General features: G+C 39.4%; 20 protein-coding genes. 8 read left to right on the top strand and 12 right to left on the bottom strand.

The window, feature by feature from the left end; all coding sequences use genetic code 11:
• Positions 1-51 precede the first annotated feature (51 nt).
• Genes CEY16_RS00715 through CEY16_RS00690 form a run of 6 tightly spaced genes read left to right on the top strand, consistent with a single transcriptional unit; the run spans position 52 to position 1,969 of the window.
• Positions 52-273, top strand: coding sequence for a spore germination protein (locus tag CEY16_RS00715; protein ID WP_101330057.1), 222 nt, complete (start codon positions 52-54; stop codon positions 271-273).
• Positions 274-277: 4 nt separating this feature from the next.
• Positions 278-496: a spore germination protein GerPB gene (locus CEY16_RS00710; protein WP_101330056.1), complete on the top strand. Its 219-nt coding sequence runs from the start codon at positions 278-280 to the stop codon at positions 494-496.
• Between the two features lie 41 nt (positions 497-537).
• Complete coding sequence (gerPC, locus tag CEY16_RS00705) at positions 538-1,137, top strand: spore germination protein GerPC (protein WP_101330055.1); 600 nt, start codon at positions 538-540, stop codon at positions 1,135-1,137.
• Positions 1,115-1,312, top strand: coding sequence for a copper-exporting P-type ATPase CopA (locus CEY16_RS00700; protein WP_274379923.1), 198 nt, complete (start codon positions 1,115-1,117; stop codon positions 1,310-1,312). The genes gerPC and CEY16_RS00700 overlap by 23 nt, the downstream gene beginning before the upstream one ends.
• Positions 1,313-1,358: 46 nt before the next feature.
• Entirely contained in the window at positions 1,359-1,718 is a 360-nt protein-coding gene (locus CEY16_RS00695) for a spore germination protein GerPE (RefSeq protein ID WP_238378771.1), read from the top strand.
• A gap of 32 nt (positions 1,719-1,750) precedes the next feature.
• Positions 1,751-1,969, top strand: a complete 219-nt coding sequence (locus tag CEY16_RS00690) for a spore germination protein (RefSeq protein ID WP_101331094.1) — start codon at positions 1,751-1,753, stop codon at positions 1,967-1,969.
• A gap of 50 nt (positions 1,970-2,019) precedes the next feature.
• On the opposite strand, the gene addA is transcribed toward CEY16_RS00690, so the two are convergent.
• The 3 genes from addA to CEY16_RS00675 form a co-directional block, all read right to left on the bottom strand.
• On the bottom strand, positions 2,020-5,739 hold the full coding sequence (gene addA, locus CEY16_RS00685) for a helicase-exonuclease AddAB subunit AddA (protein WP_101330052.1): 3,720 nt from the start codon (positions 5,737-5,739) through the stop codon (positions 2,020-2,022).
• Positions 5,736-9,221, bottom strand: coding sequence for a helicase-exonuclease AddAB subunit AddB (gene addB, locus CEY16_RS00680; RefSeq protein WP_101330051.1), 3,486 nt, complete (start codon positions 9,219-9,221; stop codon positions 5,736-5,738). The genes addA and addB overlap by 4 nt, the downstream gene beginning before the upstream one ends.
• A gap of 224 nt (positions 9,222-9,445) precedes the next feature.
• A complete protein-coding gene (locus CEY16_RS00675; RefSeq protein ID WP_101330050.1) occupies positions 9,446-10,099 on the bottom strand; it encodes a TVP38/TMEM64 family protein in 654 nt (217 codons plus the stop codon).
• Positions 10,100-10,248: 149 nt separating this feature from the next.
• Between CEY16_RS00675 and CEY16_RS00670 the strand changes: the two genes are divergently transcribed.
• Positions 10,249-10,638: a YhjD family protein gene (locus CEY16_RS00670; RefSeq protein ID WP_101330049.1), complete on the top strand. Its 390-nt coding sequence runs from the start codon at positions 10,249-10,251 to the stop codon at positions 10,636-10,638.
• Here the strand turns inward: CEY16_RS00670 and CEY16_RS00665 are convergent.
• The 7 genes from CEY16_RS00665 to CEY16_RS00635 form a co-directional block, all read right to left on the bottom strand.
• Positions 10,598-11,098, bottom strand: coding sequence for a competence protein ComK (locus CEY16_RS00665; RefSeq protein WP_101330048.1), 501 nt, complete (start codon positions 11,096-11,098; stop codon positions 10,598-10,600). The two genes, CEY16_RS00670 and CEY16_RS00665, sit on opposite strands and share 41 nt — an antisense overlap.
• A gap of 323 nt (positions 11,099-11,421) precedes the next feature.
• Positions 11,422-12,216 carry an ABC transporter ATP-binding protein gene (locus CEY16_RS00660; RefSeq protein WP_101330047.1) on the bottom strand — a complete coding sequence of 265 codons (795 nt, stop codon included), beginning with the start codon at positions 12,214-12,216 and terminating at the stop codon, positions 11,422-11,424.
• Positions 12,191-13,216 (bottom strand): ABC transporter permease, encoded by a 1,026-nt coding sequence (locus tag CEY16_RS00655; RefSeq protein WP_101330046.1) that lies wholly within the window; start codon positions 13,214-13,216, stop codon positions 12,191-12,193. The genes CEY16_RS00660 and CEY16_RS00655 overlap by 26 nt, the downstream gene beginning before the upstream one ends.
• 15 nt (positions 13,217-13,231) lie before the next feature.
• Positions 13,232-14,245: an ABC transporter substrate-binding protein gene (locus CEY16_RS00650; RefSeq protein ID WP_101330045.1), complete on the bottom strand. Its 1,014-nt coding sequence runs from the start codon at positions 14,243-14,245 to the stop codon at positions 13,232-13,234.
• 160 nt (positions 14,246-14,405) lie between these two features.
• A complete protein-coding gene (locus CEY16_RS00645; protein ID WP_101330044.1) occupies positions 14,406-15,944 on the bottom strand; it encodes a fatty acid--CoA ligase family protein in 1,539 nt (512 codons plus the stop codon).
• Positions 15,945-16,151: 207 nt separating this feature from the next.
• Complete coding sequence (locus CEY16_RS00640; protein ID WP_101330043.1) at positions 16,152-17,159, bottom strand: lipoate--protein ligase; 1,008 nt, start codon at positions 17,157-17,159, stop codon at positions 16,152-16,154.
• A 90-nt stretch (positions 17,160-17,249) separates the two neighbouring features.
• Positions 17,250-17,981: an MBL fold metallo-hydrolase gene (locus tag CEY16_RS00635; RefSeq protein WP_101330042.1), complete on the bottom strand. Its 732-nt coding sequence runs from the start codon at positions 17,979-17,981 to the stop codon at positions 17,250-17,252.
• A 103-nt stretch (positions 17,982-18,084) separates the two neighbouring features.
• On the opposite strand from CEY16_RS00635, the gene yhfH reads away from it, so the two are divergent.
• The gene (yhfH, locus tag CEY16_RS15490; protein WP_101330041.1) at positions 18,085-18,213 is read left to right on the top strand and encodes a protein YhfH; all 129 of its coding nucleotides are present in this window, start codon (positions 18,085-18,087) and stop codon (positions 18,211-18,213) included.
• 75 nt (positions 18,214-18,288) lie between these two features.
• On the opposite strand, the gene hemY is transcribed toward yhfH, so the two are convergent.
• Together hemY and hemH are read right to left on the bottom strand one after the other, a co-directional pair.
• Positions 18,289-19,668, bottom strand: coding sequence for a protoporphyrinogen oxidase (gene hemY / locus CEY16_RS00625; protein ID WP_101330039.1), 1,380 nt, complete (start codon positions 19,666-19,668; stop codon positions 18,289-18,291).
• 6 nt (positions 19,669-19,674) lie between these two features.
• The gene (hemH, locus tag CEY16_RS00620; RefSeq protein WP_101330035.1) at positions 19,675-20,604 is read right to left on the bottom strand and encodes a ferrochelatase; all 930 of its coding nucleotides are present in this window, start codon (positions 20,602-20,604) and stop codon (positions 19,675-19,677) included.
• Positions 20,605-20,613: the final 9 nt, after the last annotated feature.

Genomic DNA, 20,613 nt, shown 5'->3' with positions numbered 1-20,613 from the left:
AAACATTTTGATACTTTCCACATATATTATGTTGAAGGGAGCTTAATAACCATGCCCGCTTATGTAGGAGCAATCAAAGTTACGAGCGTTTCTTCATCGTCGATATTTCATATCGGAGATGCTTATTCAATTCAACCAATGAGTACTGCTAAGACCTATGCAGGTGGGGGGTCATTTAATACGGGCGAAGGGATCAATGTTCACCTAGGCCACTCCAGTACATTCGTATATGATAAAGATTTCATTGATCAAGGTATAACTACTCAGGGGTGATAATATGTCCTTCACTGTCCATCAACAAATTCATATACAATTTCTCAAAGTAGGCTCGGTTACCAACTCTTCTGTCTTACAAGTGGGTAGCACAGGTTGTCTACAAGCAGTGTCGAATGCTTATAACACGGGTGGTTTTACCGAACCAGCTAGACCTGCTGAAGCGATAGAAGATTTCGTTCCAGTTATTCCTATCCCACATATTCCATTCACTGATTCGTGAATTCTTCATATTTTATCAATAAGGGTTAAGGAGGCATCAGGATGTATCATCACTCAATTTGGCAACTTCTTGTCGATCTCAACAATAAAATTGATCAGCAAGCTAATGTGATCAATGAAATGCGAGAAACAATTTCTGAATTGAAGAATTCCATAGATGACCAACCACCTTCAAAACCCAGTATTGAAAAAATAGAGTACCAATTTGAACAATTAAAAATAGAAACGTTAGAAGGAACCCTGAACATTGGTTTGACCCCTCAAGAAACTTTACCATTCGAACAATTGGAAATACCATCAGAAGGTAGTAATCAGAACTCCTTGACTGCAATTGAATCTTCAATATTGCATCAACTACAACCATTTATCACGAAGCAACTACCTGGTCAAATAACACAGATGGCAAGAGAACTAGATTTCAATTTAAGTGACGAGTGGAAGAATACAATTTTTCAAGATGTTCAACAACAGTTACCAAAGAAAGTGAAAGCACATGTTGGGCAATTAGCAACGGATGGAAGTCTGAAAATTGAGCCTGAAAGAATCCCTCTTCTAACAAAGCATATACAAAAAGAAATTCTTCAAGGGGTTTCTAGATATCTTGAAAAAATAAAGGAGAATGAAACGTACGATGGCTATTAATATTTATAATGATCAATTGTGTGTCGAACATATTCAAATCTCCGGCGTTTCGACTTCATCACTATTTTTAGTGGGCGACGCCGATCATCTTCAATTCGCATCTACATTCGATACACCACCAGAATCCTATATTATCGAAAATGTTGTTCCAATCGGGCCTGTTACTGGAGGTTAACCTCGATTGTAGTAATTGAGAGAGGGAGTTTAATAACTTGAAACCTATGAGAGACAGTCGGGTCCAACGTATCAAATGTCATTCGCTCGAATTCAGTTCAATTCTTCAAGTCGGGGATAGTGAGCAAATAAACCCATATGCTGATGTATTAGCTATTCAACAAGAGGGCGCTGTTTTTTCAAATGAACTTACATTTGAAGAACAAGGTTTTTTCCAAAAACAATTACCGGAGCAGCTCATCACTGTTCCTATTGAAATCAAAAGAAAAAATTACTCCTCAATCGATGTTGGGGGAATTGAAATGATTGGAGCAACCGCAAGTTCAATCGTTCATATCGGCTCAGTTCAAACTGGCAATTCAAAAGCTCACGTCAAACATGTTCGTAGATTAAGAAATAAAGATTAAGAATGAAAATCAATGGAAAAGAAGGTGAATTTATGCCCTCCATTGTAGGACCTTTTAAAATAAATAGTGTAAGCGGCGGGACAGTTAACCTAGGTGATGCTTTCTATATCTCACCCAAGTCTTCGTCGAAAACAAGTGCCGGCTCTGGTGCACTGAATACCGGAGACTTCATTAATAATAACAACGGCTTCAGTTCAACCAATCCATTCGATGCTGATCTATTAGATCAAGTCATTACAGCAAATAAATAAAGAATAAGGAACCCCTTGCTAAATGAAGCAAGGGGTCAAAATCGTTCAAATCAATTTTTGATTACTAGATTTTTATCAAAGAAATATAAGTAGACACCTTCGAGTTCTATATTCCAAATGGATTCTACAGCTCTCTGATAGAGTTCAACTTGTACATTATACCGATCTTGGAGTTCTTGCCGTTTTTCTTCTGTTACTGCTCCTAAAATATGATCCGTTTTGTAATCAATTAAGTACCATCCTTGGTCTGTCTGAATTAGGCAATCAATCACCCCTTGGACAAGAACCGCTTCTTCTTCCTGACCATCCCAATCTGGATAGATTTCTGAAGCCTGAAGCTGCATGGTAAAAGGCAGTTCCCTTTCCATACGTGTAGCTTGACCAATGAGTGGTCCAAGCTCAGATTGAAAGAAATCGATGATCGCTTGTTTATCAATCACTTCTGCTTCTTCATCTCTTAAAATTTCTTTCCAAACCAAACCTGAAATAAATTCGTCTAACTCTTGAGCATCCCAAGAACGATTAAAATCGATATGCTGCATAACTGTGTGCATAGCACTACCAACTTCATTCGCTTTCAATTGACTCGGATCCGATTGCATAAACCTTGGACGCGACAATGAAGATTTCGATTGCTTGCGAATGAGGTCAGTGCTTGTATAATCATCTGGAACCTCTCGCAACCTCTTCAGTTCAGTAACTGTCTGCTTAGCTCTTTTCTTCATACTATTACTATAAGGATATGAAAATGTGAGTCTTCGATCGACCTCACTAAAATTGGAAGAGCGTTTCGGTAGGAGCTCTTCCCTCCACTCAGTTATCGCTTGGCGCAAATTCTCATCACGGGTTGCAGTCACCCAATCAGGATTCATCAATTCACTGGCGTGACGAACATGAATTTGCCATTTTGAATCATCCAAAGTGATATTCTTTGGCACTTCACTCCTTAATTGCTGCTGGTGGATCATTTCAGCTGAATGGTGACGAGCAAGAGAAAGACCAATCCAATTCAAATAAGTAGCTTGGTCTGTACGACTATGAGGAGGAAGTACCCACTCACGGTGGCTCAGAACTTCATTCCATTTTTCCAATCGTTTGTCCCAATCATTTACGGTACCTACAATACATAACTTTTCCTTCGCACGAGTCAATGCAACGTATAATACACGCATCTCTTCCGCAAGCATTTCACGGGTCATCGCCACCTTCAAAGCTTCCATAGGAAAGGTAGAATACATGATTCTCTTATCTAAATTCATGTATTTAGATCCGAATCCTAAGTCTTTATGAAGCAAAAACTTAGACTGGATATCTTTTTTGTTGAAATTTTTATCAGATGCACCTAGAATCACCGCAGGAAACTCAAGTCCCTTACTCTTATGAATCGTCATGATGCGAACTACATCTTCTTGTTCACCTAAAGCACGTGCAGCTGCTAAATCTTCCCCTCGTTCTTCCATTCTTTCGATAAAACGGAGGAAACGGAATAACCCTCGATATGATGAGTTCTCATAAGTACGAGCACGATCATAAAGCGCCCTCAGATTAGCTTGACGTTGCTTACCTCCAGGTGTACCACCAACAAATTCGAAATAACCTGTTTCTTGGTAAATATGCCATATTAGTTGAGAAAGAGCCCCGTACTGCGCCTCTTTCCTCCAACCATCTAACTGACTTAAGAAGCGTTCAAGTCGTCGAATCAGCTGCTCATCTTCCCCCCCAATTACATAATTCTTCATTGCCTGATAAAAGGACTCTTTTTTACCCGCTAATCGAATCTTAGCTAAGTCATCTTCACTTATTTGGACAATAGGAGACTTCAATACACTGGCTAGAGGGATATCCTGTTGTGGGTTATCAATGGTTTTGAGCACATTGATCATCACTTGGATTTCAATTGCATCGAGATACCCTGCCGATAATTCTGCATATACTGGAATTCCCATTTGTTTCAATTCTTCTACAATGACTCCTGCCCAGGTCATCGAACGCATCAGGATGACGATATCTCGATATTGCATAGAGCGCTGTTGACCTGTTTCTTTATCGATAATAGTCATTGGTTTTGAGTCATCAGTACCAATCCAAGATTGAATTTTTTCTGCATAAGTCCGAGCTTCTAATTGTGCTTTCTCAAGATATTTCCAATCATCTGAGACTGACTCATCTTCAATGTTTTCCCGGGAAATAATTTGGACTTCTGCGTCAACATCGGTGTCTGTTAAAGTATCGTACACTCGATTGCTGTAAATGAGCTCAGCATCTTCTTCATATTCCATTTCCCCTACGCGCTCGTCCAACAATTGCCTAAAAATATAATTCGTCCCATCGAGCACTTCTTTCCGGCTACGGAAATTACGGGCTAAATCGATACGAAGTGAATTATGTTCTGGCTGTTGGAACATTTTATATTTATTCATAAACAGGGTTGGTTCCGCATGACGAAAACGATATATACTTTGTTTAACATCTCCAACCATGAATAGTTGACCAGCATGGTTTCCCTGTGTCAATAACTGTAGAATTGTTTCTTGGACTAGATTCGTATCCTGGTATTCATCAATCAGGACTTCTCTGAATTGGTTTTGGTATTGGTGTGCAACTTCTGAACCTATCAATTGATCCGGTTTTGCGGAGTCTGATAGTAGAATCTTTAAACAATAGTGCTCTAAATCAGAAAAGTCGACCATTGCGTCATCTGCTTTGGCTTTTCTGAAACGTTCATGGAATTCTTTCACAAGTATCACCAATTGATGAATCAAAGGCTTTAGATGATTCAGATCTTCTAATAGCGATTCTTGTCTGCGTTCAAACCAACGTTCTTTCAGCTTTTGCATCCGATCTTTATACCTCTTACGAATATCTTTTACAGCTTCCTTTAAATCTTCGTTACACTCTGCCTTCTTACCTGAGAGTTTTCCGAAAGAAGCGTTTTCTTGGACAGTAACACTCAATTTATCCCACGGCGACTTCAATGACTCCTGAATAGCAAGAACTTGTTGCAAATCAGCTTCTAACGTTTCAGCGTAATGGTAGGGACCGTCCACATCTTGAGCAATCGATAGCGCTTGTTCAATATCAAACCGTATTGCCTCAAGTGACTCATGAAGATCATCCCTGACCACTGGCATCCACACTAAATCGTCCAGTGTCGAGTCCTCTCCAATCGTGTAAGACTCTTCTAGCTGATCGAGCCACTCGATTGGCCAAGGATTTTGCATAGAAAACTCATACACTTTAAGAATCAGCGACTCAACTTCGGCATCATCCCGGTCACTTGAAAAACTATCTACTAGTTTATAGAACGAGTTCTGCTCTTCTTCACTTTTTCCATACCACTCTTCTAAAATTTCTTGCATGATATCTGTTCTTAATAGATCTGCTTCAATATCGTCTAAAATTCTGAAGTTTGGATCTAAATCAAGCTGATAACTATATTTTCTCACCACTTCCATGCAAAAAGAATGGAGTGTTGAAATGTTCGCTCGTTGAATCAACGATAATTGCTTCTTCAAGTGGAAAGAAGAAGGGTTCGCTTGAAGGGACTTCTCTAAAGCAGCACCGACTCTTGTACGCATCTCTTGTGCCGCAGCATTCGTAAATGTTACAACTAGCATTTCATCAATATTATAAGGCTCATCTTCTCGCAACATCTTTTGAATGATCCGCTCTACAAGTACGGCTGTTTTACCAGATCCAGCAGCGGCAGCAACTAAAATATCTTTTCCATCCTCATCGATGGCTAACTGTTGTTCATCTGTCCACTTCATAGCTGAACTCCTCCCTTCTCAATCATTTTCGCAAGTATTTCTTCATCTTTACCTTCATTCAATCTTCTGAAATTATTTTCTTCTAGTGACGAATCGAATTGGCAAACAGACTGATAAGGACAGTATGTGCATGCAACTGTGTCCTTTTTCTGAAAAGGATTCAAGTGCACTTCGCCACCAACAATTTCTTCACCAGCATTTGTCATCAATGATCTTACATATTGATTCATTCGCTGAAACATTTCTTCGTTAACCGTTTTAGAACCACTTCTGAAAGACCCGTCTTTTTTAACACCGAAAGGAGCTATAGTGCTGACTCCACTTTCCAACGAGTTGTCCATCGCTTGTGCAATTGACTCTTTTTCAAGCAATAGGCCTTTCATTTTGTAGGATTTCTCCAATTCTTTTTCAATTGCTTCATCATCCTGAGATTTTGGATCCTGAATCGTAGGGTTATGAACATGGAAATAGAGCACACCAGCAGGATCTGCTTTTTTACCTAACCAATCCCCAGAATGGGTTAATACGACATCCAGGTAAGTTAACATTTGCAATGCCAATCCATAGTAAACATCGACCAAGCTTAAATCTTTACTACTAGACTTATAATCAATGACACGTAAGTAAAGTTGATCATCGATTGTCGTCTGATCGACTCGGTCAACTCGACCGCTCAATTCGAGCATGTATCCATTGGATAGATTCAACTGCAACGGAGGGAGCTTCTGTTTTTGACCAAAACCAATTTCCACCCCGGCAGGCGTAAAATCAGAATTTTTAGCTTGGTGAACGAGCATAGATGTAGCCCGGATCACAACCTGTTCTAATTTTTTCAAAATGAAACGATAACGGTTCGAACTAAATAGAATCTGATGATGTAAAACAGGTGCGAGCTTGTCCATTGCTTTTTTCACGTAATGGAGGATTTCTTGCTTCGTCAATTGGAATAAGGCTTTACCATCTTCATGTACCCAATCTGTAATCATGCGTAAAGATTCGTGGAACAATTGACCAATGTCAGGGGCATCTAGCTGAAAACCTTGGCGTTCCTTCAATCCCAATGTGTATCTTGCAAAGTATTGGTAGGAACATTGATGATACGTCTCTAATCTAGAAACACTAGACCGTATCGTTTGGTCGAACATTTCCTTGGCCGTCACTTGTTGAAGGTTCGACGGTTTATTTTGATAAAAAAGACTTTCTAAGATCAGTCGAGTGTTTTCGTCTTTTGTTTCGTGCTCCATATACCAATGTAAAGTATCCCAATAGACATCGTTCACAGGATATCCCCGCAAATATTTTGATAACTCAGCAGTTAAGATCGCACGAGATTTAGTCGGATTAGTGATGAAGCGTAAAGGTTCAACCTCATCTTCGTCATCAAGCACCCAATGTTTTTTCGCTTCCGGAAACATGGTTTCAAGCCGCTTCACAATCGAAGCAGGAATCTTCGTGCGTCCTTCTTCATCACTCAAAGGATAACTGACCCAAAGACGTTCAGAAGCAAGGTTGAAAGCAAGATAGATATAAAATCGATCATCTAATAAAACCCGATCTGCACGATCAGCTAACAATAAACCTTTTTCTTCTAAAATCGCTCGTTCTTCATCCGTCACCATTCCATCGCTAGGTGGTTTCATCGGAAATGTGCCATCATTGACTCCTAATAAAAAGCTCGCTCGAACATTTGTAATCCTAGAGCGTTCAACATTTCCTATAATGACATGGTCAATCGTTGGTGGCACATGAGAAAAAGTTAATGTGTCAAAACCTGCATCCATCATTTGTATGAATAAACGTTGATCGACTTCCTCTTCCCCTAGCATTTCAACCATTTCATCCAACAATTCCATCGTTGACTGCCATGCTTGTTCCTGTTCACGTGCGATTTCAACTTGGCCCGCTTCTTCATAGTCATCTCGAAGCTGCTCAAGCTTATTAGGGACTTGTACATCTTCAACCCATTCGTATAATACTCTGCACTTTTCTTTAACGGTTCCTGCCTGATTCATCGAACGGTCGAAAGTGCTCAACGCTTCCACTACTTGTAATCGGTATGAATTGATTTTCTCCTGAAATTCTATTTCTTCTGTCGTTTGTTTGCGAAAATCAAGCCCGCTGAATCGTTGATAAGTCCATGTTTTTTCTGAAAGCCACTGATCTTTTCGACGGATCCCATACTCCAACACATAGTTTTCTAATGTATCAATTGCTTCCTCATCTAATGGATAGGTTTCGTCGCTTGGTCGGATGAATCCAGTCTTAAGTAAACGAAAAATGGCATCATATCGCCAATTACTTTCTACTACCTCAAGACCAGTTCTTATTAACTCTATAAATGGATGATTCAACATCGTTTTCTTTTCATCTATGAATAGAGGGATATTATAATCTTCAAAGATAGTCTCAATCAAATCATGATACGTATTCGACTCTCGAATTAGCAAGGCAATCTCTCGGTAACGAAACCCTTCATCTCGAACTAGGCGTATAATCTCTTGCGCTGTCCGTTCAACCTCAGCTCGGGGATGGACGGCTTCGACTATATCTACAGGGGCATCTTTTCCATAAACAGGGACAGGATGCGTCTCAAAATGTCGTTCTAAATGCTGAAAGGCTTCCTGCTGTAGTTGCTCATCTGGATAGCGTTTCATAGGTGGATACTCGACTATTGAAGATTGTTTAGCTATTTCTTTAAGCGTCTCATAAGTAGTTTTCGTTTGATAAAATAAATCGAGTTGATTATTTTGATTCGATGCTTCATCATAAGTCAGAGCAATCTTTACATCTTTAGCATTCCTCATGAAAGCTTCAATCACAAAAAACTCTTGCGGTGTAAAACGGTGGAACCCATCAATATAAATAGTGGCACCGTTTAAGACATTACTTTCTTCTATCTTCTCAACCATCATCTCCAATTGATCTTCACTATCAATATAATGACCCTTCAATTGTTCCTCTAAGTGTTGAAAAATGAGCAATAAATCTTCAAGTTTCTGCTGCAATGCTTTTTCGTTCGCATTCAGATGCTGAAAATCTTGCATTTCATCCACAATACGATCAAGCACGTCAGGAGTTATACGATAACGTTTGAGCTCAGTGATCATCGCTTCCAATTGTTCGATGAACCCTTGTTTTTCAAGAGCTTTTTGAAAAGTCGATAGAGAGTCCTTATGTTGTTCCGACAGTTTCCTTAGCATCATCTGAATACCAGTGCTTGAGATGAATGGCTTAGTACCGCCACCCACTTCATGAAAGATATACCACGCTAGCCTTGAAAAACTGAACACTTGAGCCCTCGTTGAGCCTGATAGATCGCTTTTCCTTAACAAATCATACTCTTGCTGAAAGGCCATTTGGTCAGGGACAATATAAAAAATAGGATCACCCGTAGGATCCTTCTTCAAAGATGATTCAATATCTTCCAAACAATATGTACTCAAGTTTGAGCCTGCTCGCCCTAATATAAATTGTAAACCCATAAATCACCCTCCAGTTAAATAAGAAAAGCGCAAAGACCCTTTTAGAAAGCTAGTGACAGGAACTCATCAACCGTGATAAAAGAAACCCGGTAAAGTATTAAACCGTGTTGGCTAATCATTGATAGATGAAAAAAGCCACTAGCTCTCTGGGTAATGGTGCTAGACAATTATGCGCCAAATTTCTATACTTTCATTCCTCGCGAAAAAGCTGATGTTTTTGATCATCAGCCTTTATTATTCGGGTGCTCGCCTTGCTCAGCATTTGATTGAATCCGCTTTTCAACATACTTCCCAACCATCCAGAACAATCCGATACAGATACCGACGACAATTGTCTTCGTGGGATTTTGAGCAAATGAAGCAAGGCTTTCTCCCACATATGATACAGAAAAGACCATGACGGCTTTACCTAAGAGCACAGCTAACATGAACTGCTTTAAGGGGATTTTTGAAAATGCAGCCACGATATTGATCAATGCAGACGGCGAAAAAGGGAAACAAAGCAACAGAAATAATGGTCCGAAACCATGTCGGTCAAACCATGCGGTAACCCTGCGCACTTGTTTCTGATGTTGGATTTTCCTTACCCACCTGAAGCGAATCATTTTTCGTATGATAATAAAGAACACAATCGCACCAGCCGAAGCACCTGCCCACGATAATAAAAAACCTAATTCTAGGCCATATACAATTGAATTTGCCATAATAAAAACAATTACAGGTAAAAAGGAAAGGAAGGCTTCAATAAAAGGGAATGCAAATCCCGGAATAATACCGAAGCTACCGTAAAACTCCAACAACCTAATGATGAATTCACCTACAACATTGTCCTGTAATAACTCTTCCAATTCTTCTAAGTTCGATACATCCTGACCCATCCAATTACTCCTATCTTTATTTCTCTACCTCTATTTTATAAAAAAAAGATTGCTTTGCATACTTTTTTGTCGTGTGAAAGAAAAGACTTGCAAATGAGTGGGGCACATTCTATAATAGAACACACGTTCGATTAAGTGGAGGGGTACAAATGAGAAACCTAAAAGAAGAGGAAATTCAAGTGGCATCACGATTCTTGTTTCTTTCCATGGCTATCGTCGTTCTTGGTAAAGATATTCGTCAAATCGAGTCCGGCCCATTCAAAATAAAAGAACCTTATCTGGAACTTTTGAGAAAAATGGATCATGTCGCAAAAAATGAACGACGTGAGCTTCGAAAAAAGATGGCACATGATAAAATTGATGTTGTTTTTGTCCAAAAGAACGACACTTTTTCAACTTATTTATTTATCGCGAATGGATATGAGGAAGAAAGACGGTATTTTAATCCAGCCGTCAGAAAGAAGGTCGAGCACATTTTATATGAGCTCATGTTTTCAGCTATGAAGAAGCCAACTCCACCTCTCTCTGATGCTTTGTGATGCGGTCTAGCATTAAATGACGGAACTGTGCTGTACGCTGAATCTGATTGGTTAAAGAAGTGAATGAAGAATCTACTGTTAGTTCTTTTCCTCCTTCAAAATGAATGCGTGTCTGTTTGGATTCTAGTTTTTCTAAAGAGTGAACATGACCGTGGGCAATCCAGATACAGTCAGAAGAATGCGGAGAGGTCGTAGGGAGGAAAAAGATTCCGCTCATCGGATCAAGAGAAATTGGAGCTTTTCGAGTGATACCAAAAACTTCACGTGTTCCATCCAACCTTCCTTTCAAACTGGAGCCAAAATACCGACACCCTTTATCCATCAATTGCTTAGGAGGGATTTCGCATAGATACTCACCATTTTTCTCCAAAACATATGATCCATATACATCACCTGAAACTACATGAGGTGTTACAGCCATGGTTAGTGCTGTGATCTTTGGGTCCTTTAATATATCCAATACAAATCACTCCTACAATGAAATTGGTCGACGACAACTTGAAAAAAGTATATGAAAATTCAAATCATTTGTAAAATTGTCGAAAAGACGTTATTGACCCTAAAAATCGATGAAATGTGACTGATTTTGAATGAATTTAACAAAAATCGAGCGAATAATTGAAATTACCATTTATTTTGTTTTTTTGTAGAATTTTTTCAAATAGGGGAATTGATACGGAGATTTTACCAACTGGATAAAAATGAAAACCACCAACTATTGGTGGTTTTCATAATTTATTGACCTGTAGTGAAACCAAGATCATATGTGACGTCAGCAAACAATCAATTCAACAACGCCCGATCATTTGCCATTTTCTTGCCTCGAATATCTTGAAATGCTTTTAACAAATCAGAAACACTTAAATTGTCTTTTTCTTCATCGTTCGCTTCAAAGATGATCTGCCCTTCATCCATCATCCATAATCGATTTCCGAAGTCGATCGCTTGCTCCATTTGGTGGGTAACCATAACAGTAGTCAAAGAATGTTTTTCAACTAATTCTCGCGTCAGTTTCAAAATCAATTCTTCTTTTGAAGGATCGAGAGCTGCAGTGTGTTCATCCAACAATAAAATTCGAGGCTCAGTAAAGGTTGCCATCAACAGGGAAAGTGCCTGGCGCTCCCCACCTGAAAGTAATCCCACTTTCGAGGTCAAACGATTCTCTAAACCGATCTCTAATGTCGATAAATGGTCTTGAAATCGTTCACGCACTTGCTTCGTCACCCCACTGAAAATACTTCGACGTTTCGTCCGACCAAATGCAATCATCATATTTTCTTCGATTGTCATGTGAGGTGCAGTCCCTGCCATAGGGTTCTGAAATACTCTTCCAAGGTATTTCGCCCGTTTTTCTTCAGTCAATGTGGTTACGTTCCGTTCATCAATCCACACATCACCTTCATCAGGAATAATAGAACCTGCGAGTGTATTCAACAATGTCGACTTACCAGCACCGTTACTTCCGATAATCGAAACAAAGTCTCCTTCATTCAAAACTTGGGTAATATCGACCAGTGCTTGCCGTTCATCTGGAGTGTTTGGATAAAACGTTTTATGAACTTGATTCAGTTGAAGCAATAGAAACTCCTCCTTTCTTTACATTCCCGCGCTTTTGAGAAGCTTCTTTTGATTTTTTGAATTGTTTCTTTGCATTATTTTGGTGGAACCAATTCGGTAAAACCAACGCTGTGATTACGATAATGGCCGTGATCAACTTCATATCACTCGGTTCTAGAAAGTCAATCCGTAGCGCTAAGGAATAAATCACACGATAGGTAATCGCGCCTAGAATGACCGCTAATGTCATTCGAACGACCTTGTCTTTTCCAAAAAGAACTTCACCGATAATAACAGAGGCTAAACCAATAATGATCATTCCTACACCTAAATTCACATCCGCAAATCCGTTATGTTGAGTAATTAATGCGCCACTTAAAGCTACCAGGGCGTTTGATAACCCAATCCCTAATATGATGTAGATGTTTGTATTAGCAGAGAAGCTTTTGACCATTGTCTGATTGTCGCCTGTAGCACGCAAAGTTAAGCCAGCTTCGGTCCGCAAGAAAAAGTCCATTACTTTTTTGACGATCAAAACGATCAAAACCATCGTAACAATTACTAAGAAAGTACGTGGCGCGTAGTCTGTCAGTCCTACCAATTCGAAAGGAGCTACTAATATTGCATCTAAAGAAAGCCCTCCCCACCATGAACCTATGACTGTAAACAGAGTCGTTTCATTTAATAATGGAATGTTGGGTTGGCCCATAATCCTTAAGTTGATGGAATAAAGAGCAATCATCATCAAAATCCCAGCCAGGAGGGGATTGATTTTTCCTTTTGTATGGAGAAGGCCCGTGAAACACCCCGCAACGAAGCCCACAGCTGCCCCGGTCATAGTTGCAGTAAAAGGGTCCACTCCTCCGACAATCATCACGGAGGCTACAGCTCCTCCAGTGACAAAACTTCCATCAACGGTCAAATCAGGAAAGTCTAATATACGAAAGGATAGATACACACCCAATGCCATAATTGCGTAAATCAAACCTGATTCTAATGCTCCATATAATGAACTAACCATTTCGTACCGACTCCTTTATTCTTCATCAGACGCTTCTGTTGAAACCATTTCTGCGTCTTCTGTCCACTCTTCTTTCAACTCTACACCCATTTTCTCAGCTGCATCTTCGTTGATCTGTAACTTCAAATTTTGTGGGTATTCTGCTGGAATCTCTCCAGGAGAAGTTCCATCTTCTAAAATCTTGACAGCTTTTTGACCTGCTTCGAAACCAATATCAAAGTAATCGAAACCATAACCAGCGAAGCCACCACGTTTCACTGAATCCAGTTCACTAACGAATACTGGAACTTCTTCGTTCTGACCAACCTGCAAAACAGATTCAAGCGCACTGACCACTGTGTTGTCTGTGATTACTAGGAAGGTATCCGCCTCACCTACTAAAGCTTCGCTCGCTTGTTGAACCTCAGACGATGAAGAAACATTTCTTTCAACAGTGCTCAATCCTTCTTGTTGAGCTAATTCATTAATCGTTTCAACTTGAGATACGGAATTTTGTTCAGATGCATTATACAAAAGACCGATTGATTCAAAGCCCATTTCCTTGATCAAAGCTATCGTATTTGGAACTGAATCTGGATGCATATCCGCCGTTCCAGTAACGTTCCCGCCAGGAGCGTCCATTGATTCGACTAAACCTGCGCCCACAGGATCCGTCACCGATGTGAAAACAATAGGAATTTCAGTTGTTTCGTTCAGGGCAGCCTGTGCACTAGGCGTAGAGTTGGCAAAAATCAAATCAACTTCATCACCGACTAACTTTTCGGCTATCAATTGATTGTTGTTATTATCACCTTGAGCTGTGGATTCATCGAATTCAACATTCAGCCCTGCATCTTCAAATGCTTGTTTGAATCCTTCGGTAGCACGATCCAAAGAAGGGTGCTCGACGATTTGAGAAATACCAATCGTGTAATCAACCTCTTCAGACTCGCCACCTGAACTTTCAGAGGAAGCGCCCTCTGCGTCACTTCCACACGCTGCTAGAAATACCATTAATCCTAAAAGACTTATCATCCATAATTTTTTCATAGTTTCGACCCCTTTTGTGCTTGTATGCTTTTATGCATTAAAGCGAAAATAAATGTTAACACCGAGTATATTCGTCTATATCAGAAAAATCAACCCCAAAAATATAAAAAATCCTCCAGCATAGTTTGCTGGAGGATTCTTGTAAACGCTTACTCACCTGCTATGAAGATAATTGATCGCGTAGGCTTCTGCGCAGAATTTTTCCTGTTGTATTTTTAGGTAGTTCTTCTAGGAATTCAATTTTCTTAGGAATTTTATATTTAGCAAGCTTTGTCTTACATAATTCATTCAAATCATCTTCTGTAACATTTTCATCATTACAGACAACAAATGCTACGACTGCCTCTCCTAAGTCTTCATCAGGCTCACCAATAACAGCCACTTCACTGATTTGTTCGTGACTATATAAGACCTCTTCAACTTCTCTTGGGTATACATTATAACCTCCGACCAAAATTAAATCCTTCTTACGGTCGACAATGTAAAAGTACCCTTCTTCATCTGTTTGAGCCATATCGCCCGTGTATAACCATCCATCTTTGATCGACGCTTGAGTTTCCTCAGGCATTTTATAATAGCCTTTCATGACGTTCGGTCCACGTACGATCAGTTCACCAACCTGTCCTGGTGGTAACTCGTTTCCGTTTTCATCGACGACTTTGTTTTCCACATTGATGATGCTCTTTCCGATGGATCCTGCTTGTCTTGGTCGATCAAGCGGGTTGAAACATGTAACTGGAGAAGCTTCTGACAAACCATATCCCTCAGATATTTGCACATCAAAATGTTGTTCAAATTTTTCAAGTAACGCAACTGGCATTGATGCACCACCTGAGATACATAGACGGATATTAGAGAAATCTTTTTCATCTTCATTTGGATACTGTAACAAGTAATTATACATTGTTGGAACTCCAGCAAATACTGTTGCTTGGTGCTCTCTAGTAATCTTGAATACAGCTTCTGGTGAAAATTGAGGAACAATTAACACAGTCGCACCATTCACTAATGGAGCATTCAAAGCTACCGTTAGACAGAAAACATGGAACATCGGTAATGCAGCAATCACTCGATCATTCGCATTGATATTTAAATACTCTGCAGTATCCTTCGCATTTGAGAAGATATTCTTATGAGTCAACATGGCACCTTTCGGCTTACCCGTTGTACCTGAAGTATACAAAATGACAGCGGTATCATCATCGTTTAAAACAGGTCGTTCTAATTCAAGACTACCTTTTTGTACTAATTCAGTGAACGAGTAAGTTTTTTCTTTTAAAGGCGAAGATTCAAAGCTTGAATCAGGCTTAGTTTCACCTACAATGTAATTTTTAACATCTGGAATAGATTCGCTCATTTTCTCGAACTTTTCGAATAAAACATCAAGCGTAATGATTCCTTTAACATCCCCGTTGTTAACGATATAGGAGATTTCATCTGCAGTATAAATCGGATTGATTGGAATAACTGTAAGTCCTAGACGCAGCGCCCCGTATAAACCAATCACAAAATGAGGTGTATTTCCTACAACTAAACCAATATGGTCCCCTTTTTTGTAACCCAAAGCTTTTAAACTTGAAGCAAACTTAGTAACTGAGCCTTCTAGCGTTTGATAGTTTGTCTCTTCACCATTGAAAATATAGGCAGGCTTCGACAAATTGTCTTTTGCTGTTAGTGATAATTGATCACTTAAATTCATATGTACGCCTCCTTGTTGAATGTGAATGAATCATCATTCATTAAAATATTCTGAATTCATTATAATTTATTAGACTCTCATGAGCAAGTAACTCAAATCATGAGATACATTTGTCCGAGTTTAAAAGTTTGTTAGATGGCTTAATTAAAAATGTCGAACTCTGCAAAAAAACTCCTGTCGCTTTATAAAGCAACAGGAGACAACATACTAGTAAACTAGCGATATGAAATCATCTTCTTCAATCTTGCCGAGGTAATGCTGTAAATCAAGGTCTGAAACTGCTTCTCGAATGGCTTTAGGATCATATTTGACCCCTTTCAGCTGATTTTCAACAGTATCTACTTCACCAATTCCGAAGAAATCACCGTAAATCGTACAATTTTCGATGACACCTTTTTTCACATCCAGACGGAAGTCGTATGACCCCACACCTTCAATACGCTTCGTATGTTGGATGTTAAACGATGGCGAACGTCCGTAATTCCAATCCCATCTTTGATAACGTTCTTTTGAAATCTCATTAATTTTATTCCAATCTTCCTCGGTCAATTTATATTGTGGTACATCTTTGACATCAGTCACATCGAAAATGTATTTCAATAATATTTTTTTGAACTCGTCCATTGGCATTGGCTCTTCTAAAAATTCGGAGATATTAGCCACACGACTCCGAATCGACTTGATTCCTTTAGAACGAATTTTTTCAGATTTGACTTTTAATGAAGAAACGACGTTCTCTACCTCTGAATCGAACATTAGAGTACCATGACTGAACATACGTCCTTTAGTCGTGAATTGCGCATTCCCAGAAATTTTACGCCCATCTGCTGTGATATCGTTTCTTCCAGAAAGCTCAGCGTTAACTCCAAGACGTTGCAATGCATCCGTCACGGGTTTTGTGAATTTAGCGAAGTTACTGAAACTGTTTCCTTCATCTTTTGCTAAGAAACTGAAGTTCAGGTTACCTAAATCATGATAAACAGCCCCACCACCTGAGAGACGGCGAACGACTTTAATGTTGTTCTTTTCTACATAATCCGTATTGATCTCCTCAATGGTGTTCTGGTTTTTCCCAATGATGATTGATGGACCGTTCACGTAAAACAAAAGATATTGCTGGTCATCGTCAATATTCAAATGCTTAAGCGCATACTCTTCAATCGCTAAGTTGACGAATGGATCTGTAATACCTTCATTATCGATAAAATAGAGCATAGATTATTCCTCCTATTGATAATTAGTTATACTGTTTAATCGCTTGCTACCCTCTTAAAGTATAAAAAACAACTCGAGTGATAGCAATTGTTAACTTTCCCATGTCTGCCCTTCTGAGGTAAGCTTCACTAGGCCAGTATATACTTCTTTGGCTTCCTGTAGTAGTTGTTGATGATCTCCGAAATGAGGTAAATGAGTGAGCCACATGGACCCAACATTCGCCGAACTTGCTAAAGTTCCACATTCTTCACTTGTCATGTGACCTGGGCCGGATCCATCCATTCCTTTATAAAAACTACACTCTGCAATTAACAAATTGGCTTCTCGAGAAAAGTCAACAAGCTCGTCAAAATAAGCAGTATCGGCAGTATAAACGATTGTCCGATCTTGATTGGAAATCTTCAAAGCATAACATGGTCTTGGGTGTTCCGTCATCGTCGTTTCAATTTTGAATGGCCCGACTGTAAAAGCCTGATTTTTAGGAATAGGGACTGCTTCAGTTGCTTCATGATTCAAGCTTGCAAAATTCTCCGCTTCATCTTTTCCCGCATAAATTGGTACAGATCGAGACAGGTTTCCAAGTTGCTGTTGGACGAAACAAGCATACTGAAAAGCACCTACATCCGCTATATGGTCATTATGAAAATGAGAAATGACTACAGCATTAATTGAAGGTATATCTGTATATTTCTGAAGCTTAGATAAAGCCCCACTTCCCAAGTCGATGACTAGCCGAAAATTATCCTGTTCGATTAAATAGCAAGAAGTTGCACTATCTTGCCCCGGGTATGCACCCCAAAAACCAATTGTCGTAATTTTCAAAATAGTACTTCCTTCCTATTTTTTGTTATAATACAGAAAAACTGTTCACATTTCTGTACTAATACAGTATAGTATTAACAAACACCTTTAAAGGAGGATATTGATGATTACTTCACCAATGCAATTCTTCAGAAATTTACCGAAAAAACTGTGTACATCCTGTAAAAAACCTATGGAGGAGCAGGCAGACTGCTACACTAACCGCTGCGAAAAATGTTCACCTGTCATATAACAGCGGACAAGACTAAAAATTAAATGAATGTTAAACAGCGAAAAGCACTTAGACGAGTCTAGGTGCTTTTCTTAGTTAGTTTATTTTTTTAGATATACCATCAGCGATGGCCACAGCTTGATCCATACAGTCAGGGATACCTACTCCACGATAGGCGTTCCCTGCTAAATAAACATTGGGTAGTTTTTCAGCCATTTTATTTTCTAGTTCTTTTAATCTTTCTAAATGACCGACTGTATATTGTGGCATTGCTTCATTCCAACGAGTAACCATATGGAAAATCGGATCTCCATCAATCTTGATGACAGATTGCAGATCTTCAAGAACTACAGATTTGATGTGTTCATCTGATTCTTGAATCAACTCTTCATCTCCAGGTTTCCCTACATATACACGCATCAATACATATCCTTCTGGTGTCGTGTGTGGCCACTTTTTGTGTGTCCAAGTGCATGCAGTCATTCGGTACTGTTCTTTTCGAGAAACAACGAACCCTGTTCCATTCGGCAGGTCATGAACAGCATTTTCATTAAAAGCTAGCACCACATTTGCTACAGATGTATTTTTCACTTCCATCAACTTATGCATAAAATCATATTGACTGAAAATCTTCGAGGTTACTTGATGAGGCGTAGTCATAACGATATGATCTGCGTCTAATACCTCTTCTTCATCTACCAAGTGAATCGTATAGTTTTGAGCATTCTTCTCAATATGTTTGACCTTTGTATTACGTAAAATATTTGTAGAAGTTAACTCATTTTCAAGAGCATCAACGATTTTCTGCAAACCACCATTCAAGGTAATGAAGGCACTCTTGGCTCCTCCGCGTTTTTTAGGCATCGTTTTTTTGAGTCCTAACATCAGGCTACGGTGGTTTTGTTCCAATTGATAAAAGTTCGGAAATGTTGCCATCAAGCTTAACCGATCGATGTCACCAGCATATATTCCGGAAATCAGTGGGTGAATCAATCTATCTACCACTTGATTACCTAAACGACGACGGAAAAACTGACCGACAGAAATATCGCCTTCCACTTCTGACCTTGATCGAACCAGGTCTTTCAGTGCAGCAACTTTACCAGAAATCGAAAAAAGAGAAGAAAAGGCATAAGGAGTAACTTTTGTCGGAATTCCCATAAAGCCACCTTTAGGTATAGGGTGGAGATGATCTTGAGATAAAATGAATGCTTGGCCTGTAGCGTTATGAACAATTTGATCTGCTAAACCTAATTCTTCGATCAAGCGTTTTCCTGCAGGCTTACGCTCTAAGATAGAATCCGGGCCTCTTTCTATGGTAAAACCATCTTTCTCTTCTGTCTGAATTTTTCCACCCAACCTGTCAGACTGTTCTATAAGAGTAATCTCAGCATCAATATTTTCTTTTTGTAAATAGTAAGCGGCGGTGAGCCCAGTAATGCCACCGCCGATGATTACAATTTTATTCTTTCCCATATCGGCCTAACCTCTCATTTTGTCCAAAACGACTTTAGCTAATGTCGCCACAAATTTCGGGTGAATATTCGGCATCTCTGGACGATAATAAGATGCATTGATTTCATCACACACAACTTTACATTCGTAATCGTTGTCATATAGGACTTCTAAATGGTCAGAAACAAACCCAACTGGTGCATATACAAAAGTCGTGTAGCCTTTTTCTTCATGTAAATCTTTCGTCAAGTCTTGCACGTCAGGGCCCAACCAAGGGTCTGGGGTGTTACCTTCACTTTGCCAGCCGATATGATAATCTTGAATGCCAGTTTCTTTAGCAATCAGGTCTGCTGTTTCTTTCAATTGCTCTGGGTAAGGGTCTCCGTTTTGAATGATTTTTTCAGGGAGACTGTGTGCAGAAACAATCAATGCAGCGTTTTCACGCTCTTGTTCAGTCATTGAACCATACACTTTATTTATTTGCTCACTCCAGTAATTGATGAATCCTGGCTCATTGTACCAACTCTCTACTGAAGATAGATTGATGCCATATTTATCAGCTTCTTCTTGAGCTCTTCCATTGTAAGACTTAATACTAAAGGTAGAATAGTGTGGAGCTAGCACGATGCTATAAGCTTCATCTATTCCATCTTTGTTCATTTCTTCAATAGCATCTTCAATAAATGGATCGATGTGCTTCAATCCGATGTAAAGTTTGAATTCTACATCCTCTTGAACTCGGTTCAACGTTCCAGTTAATGCTTGAGCTTGCTGCCTTGTAATTTTAGCAAGTGGTGAAATTCCTCCGATTGCTTCATAGCGACTTCTTAAGTCTTCTAACATTTCGTCTGTTGGAGGGTTTCCTCTGCGAATGTGAGTATAGTATCGTTCTAAGTCTTCTTCTTTGTATGGCGTTCCATAAGCCATAACTAGTAGTCCTACCGTTTTCTTTGCCATTGTTACACG

This window comes from Halalkalibacillus sediminis (genome assembly GCF_002844535.1).
Classification (GTDB): Bacteria; Bacillota; Bacilli; order Bacillales; family Alkalibacillaceae; genus Halalkalibacillus_A; species Halalkalibacillus_A sediminis.
This window is presented reverse-complemented; position numbering and strand designations above follow the sequence as displayed.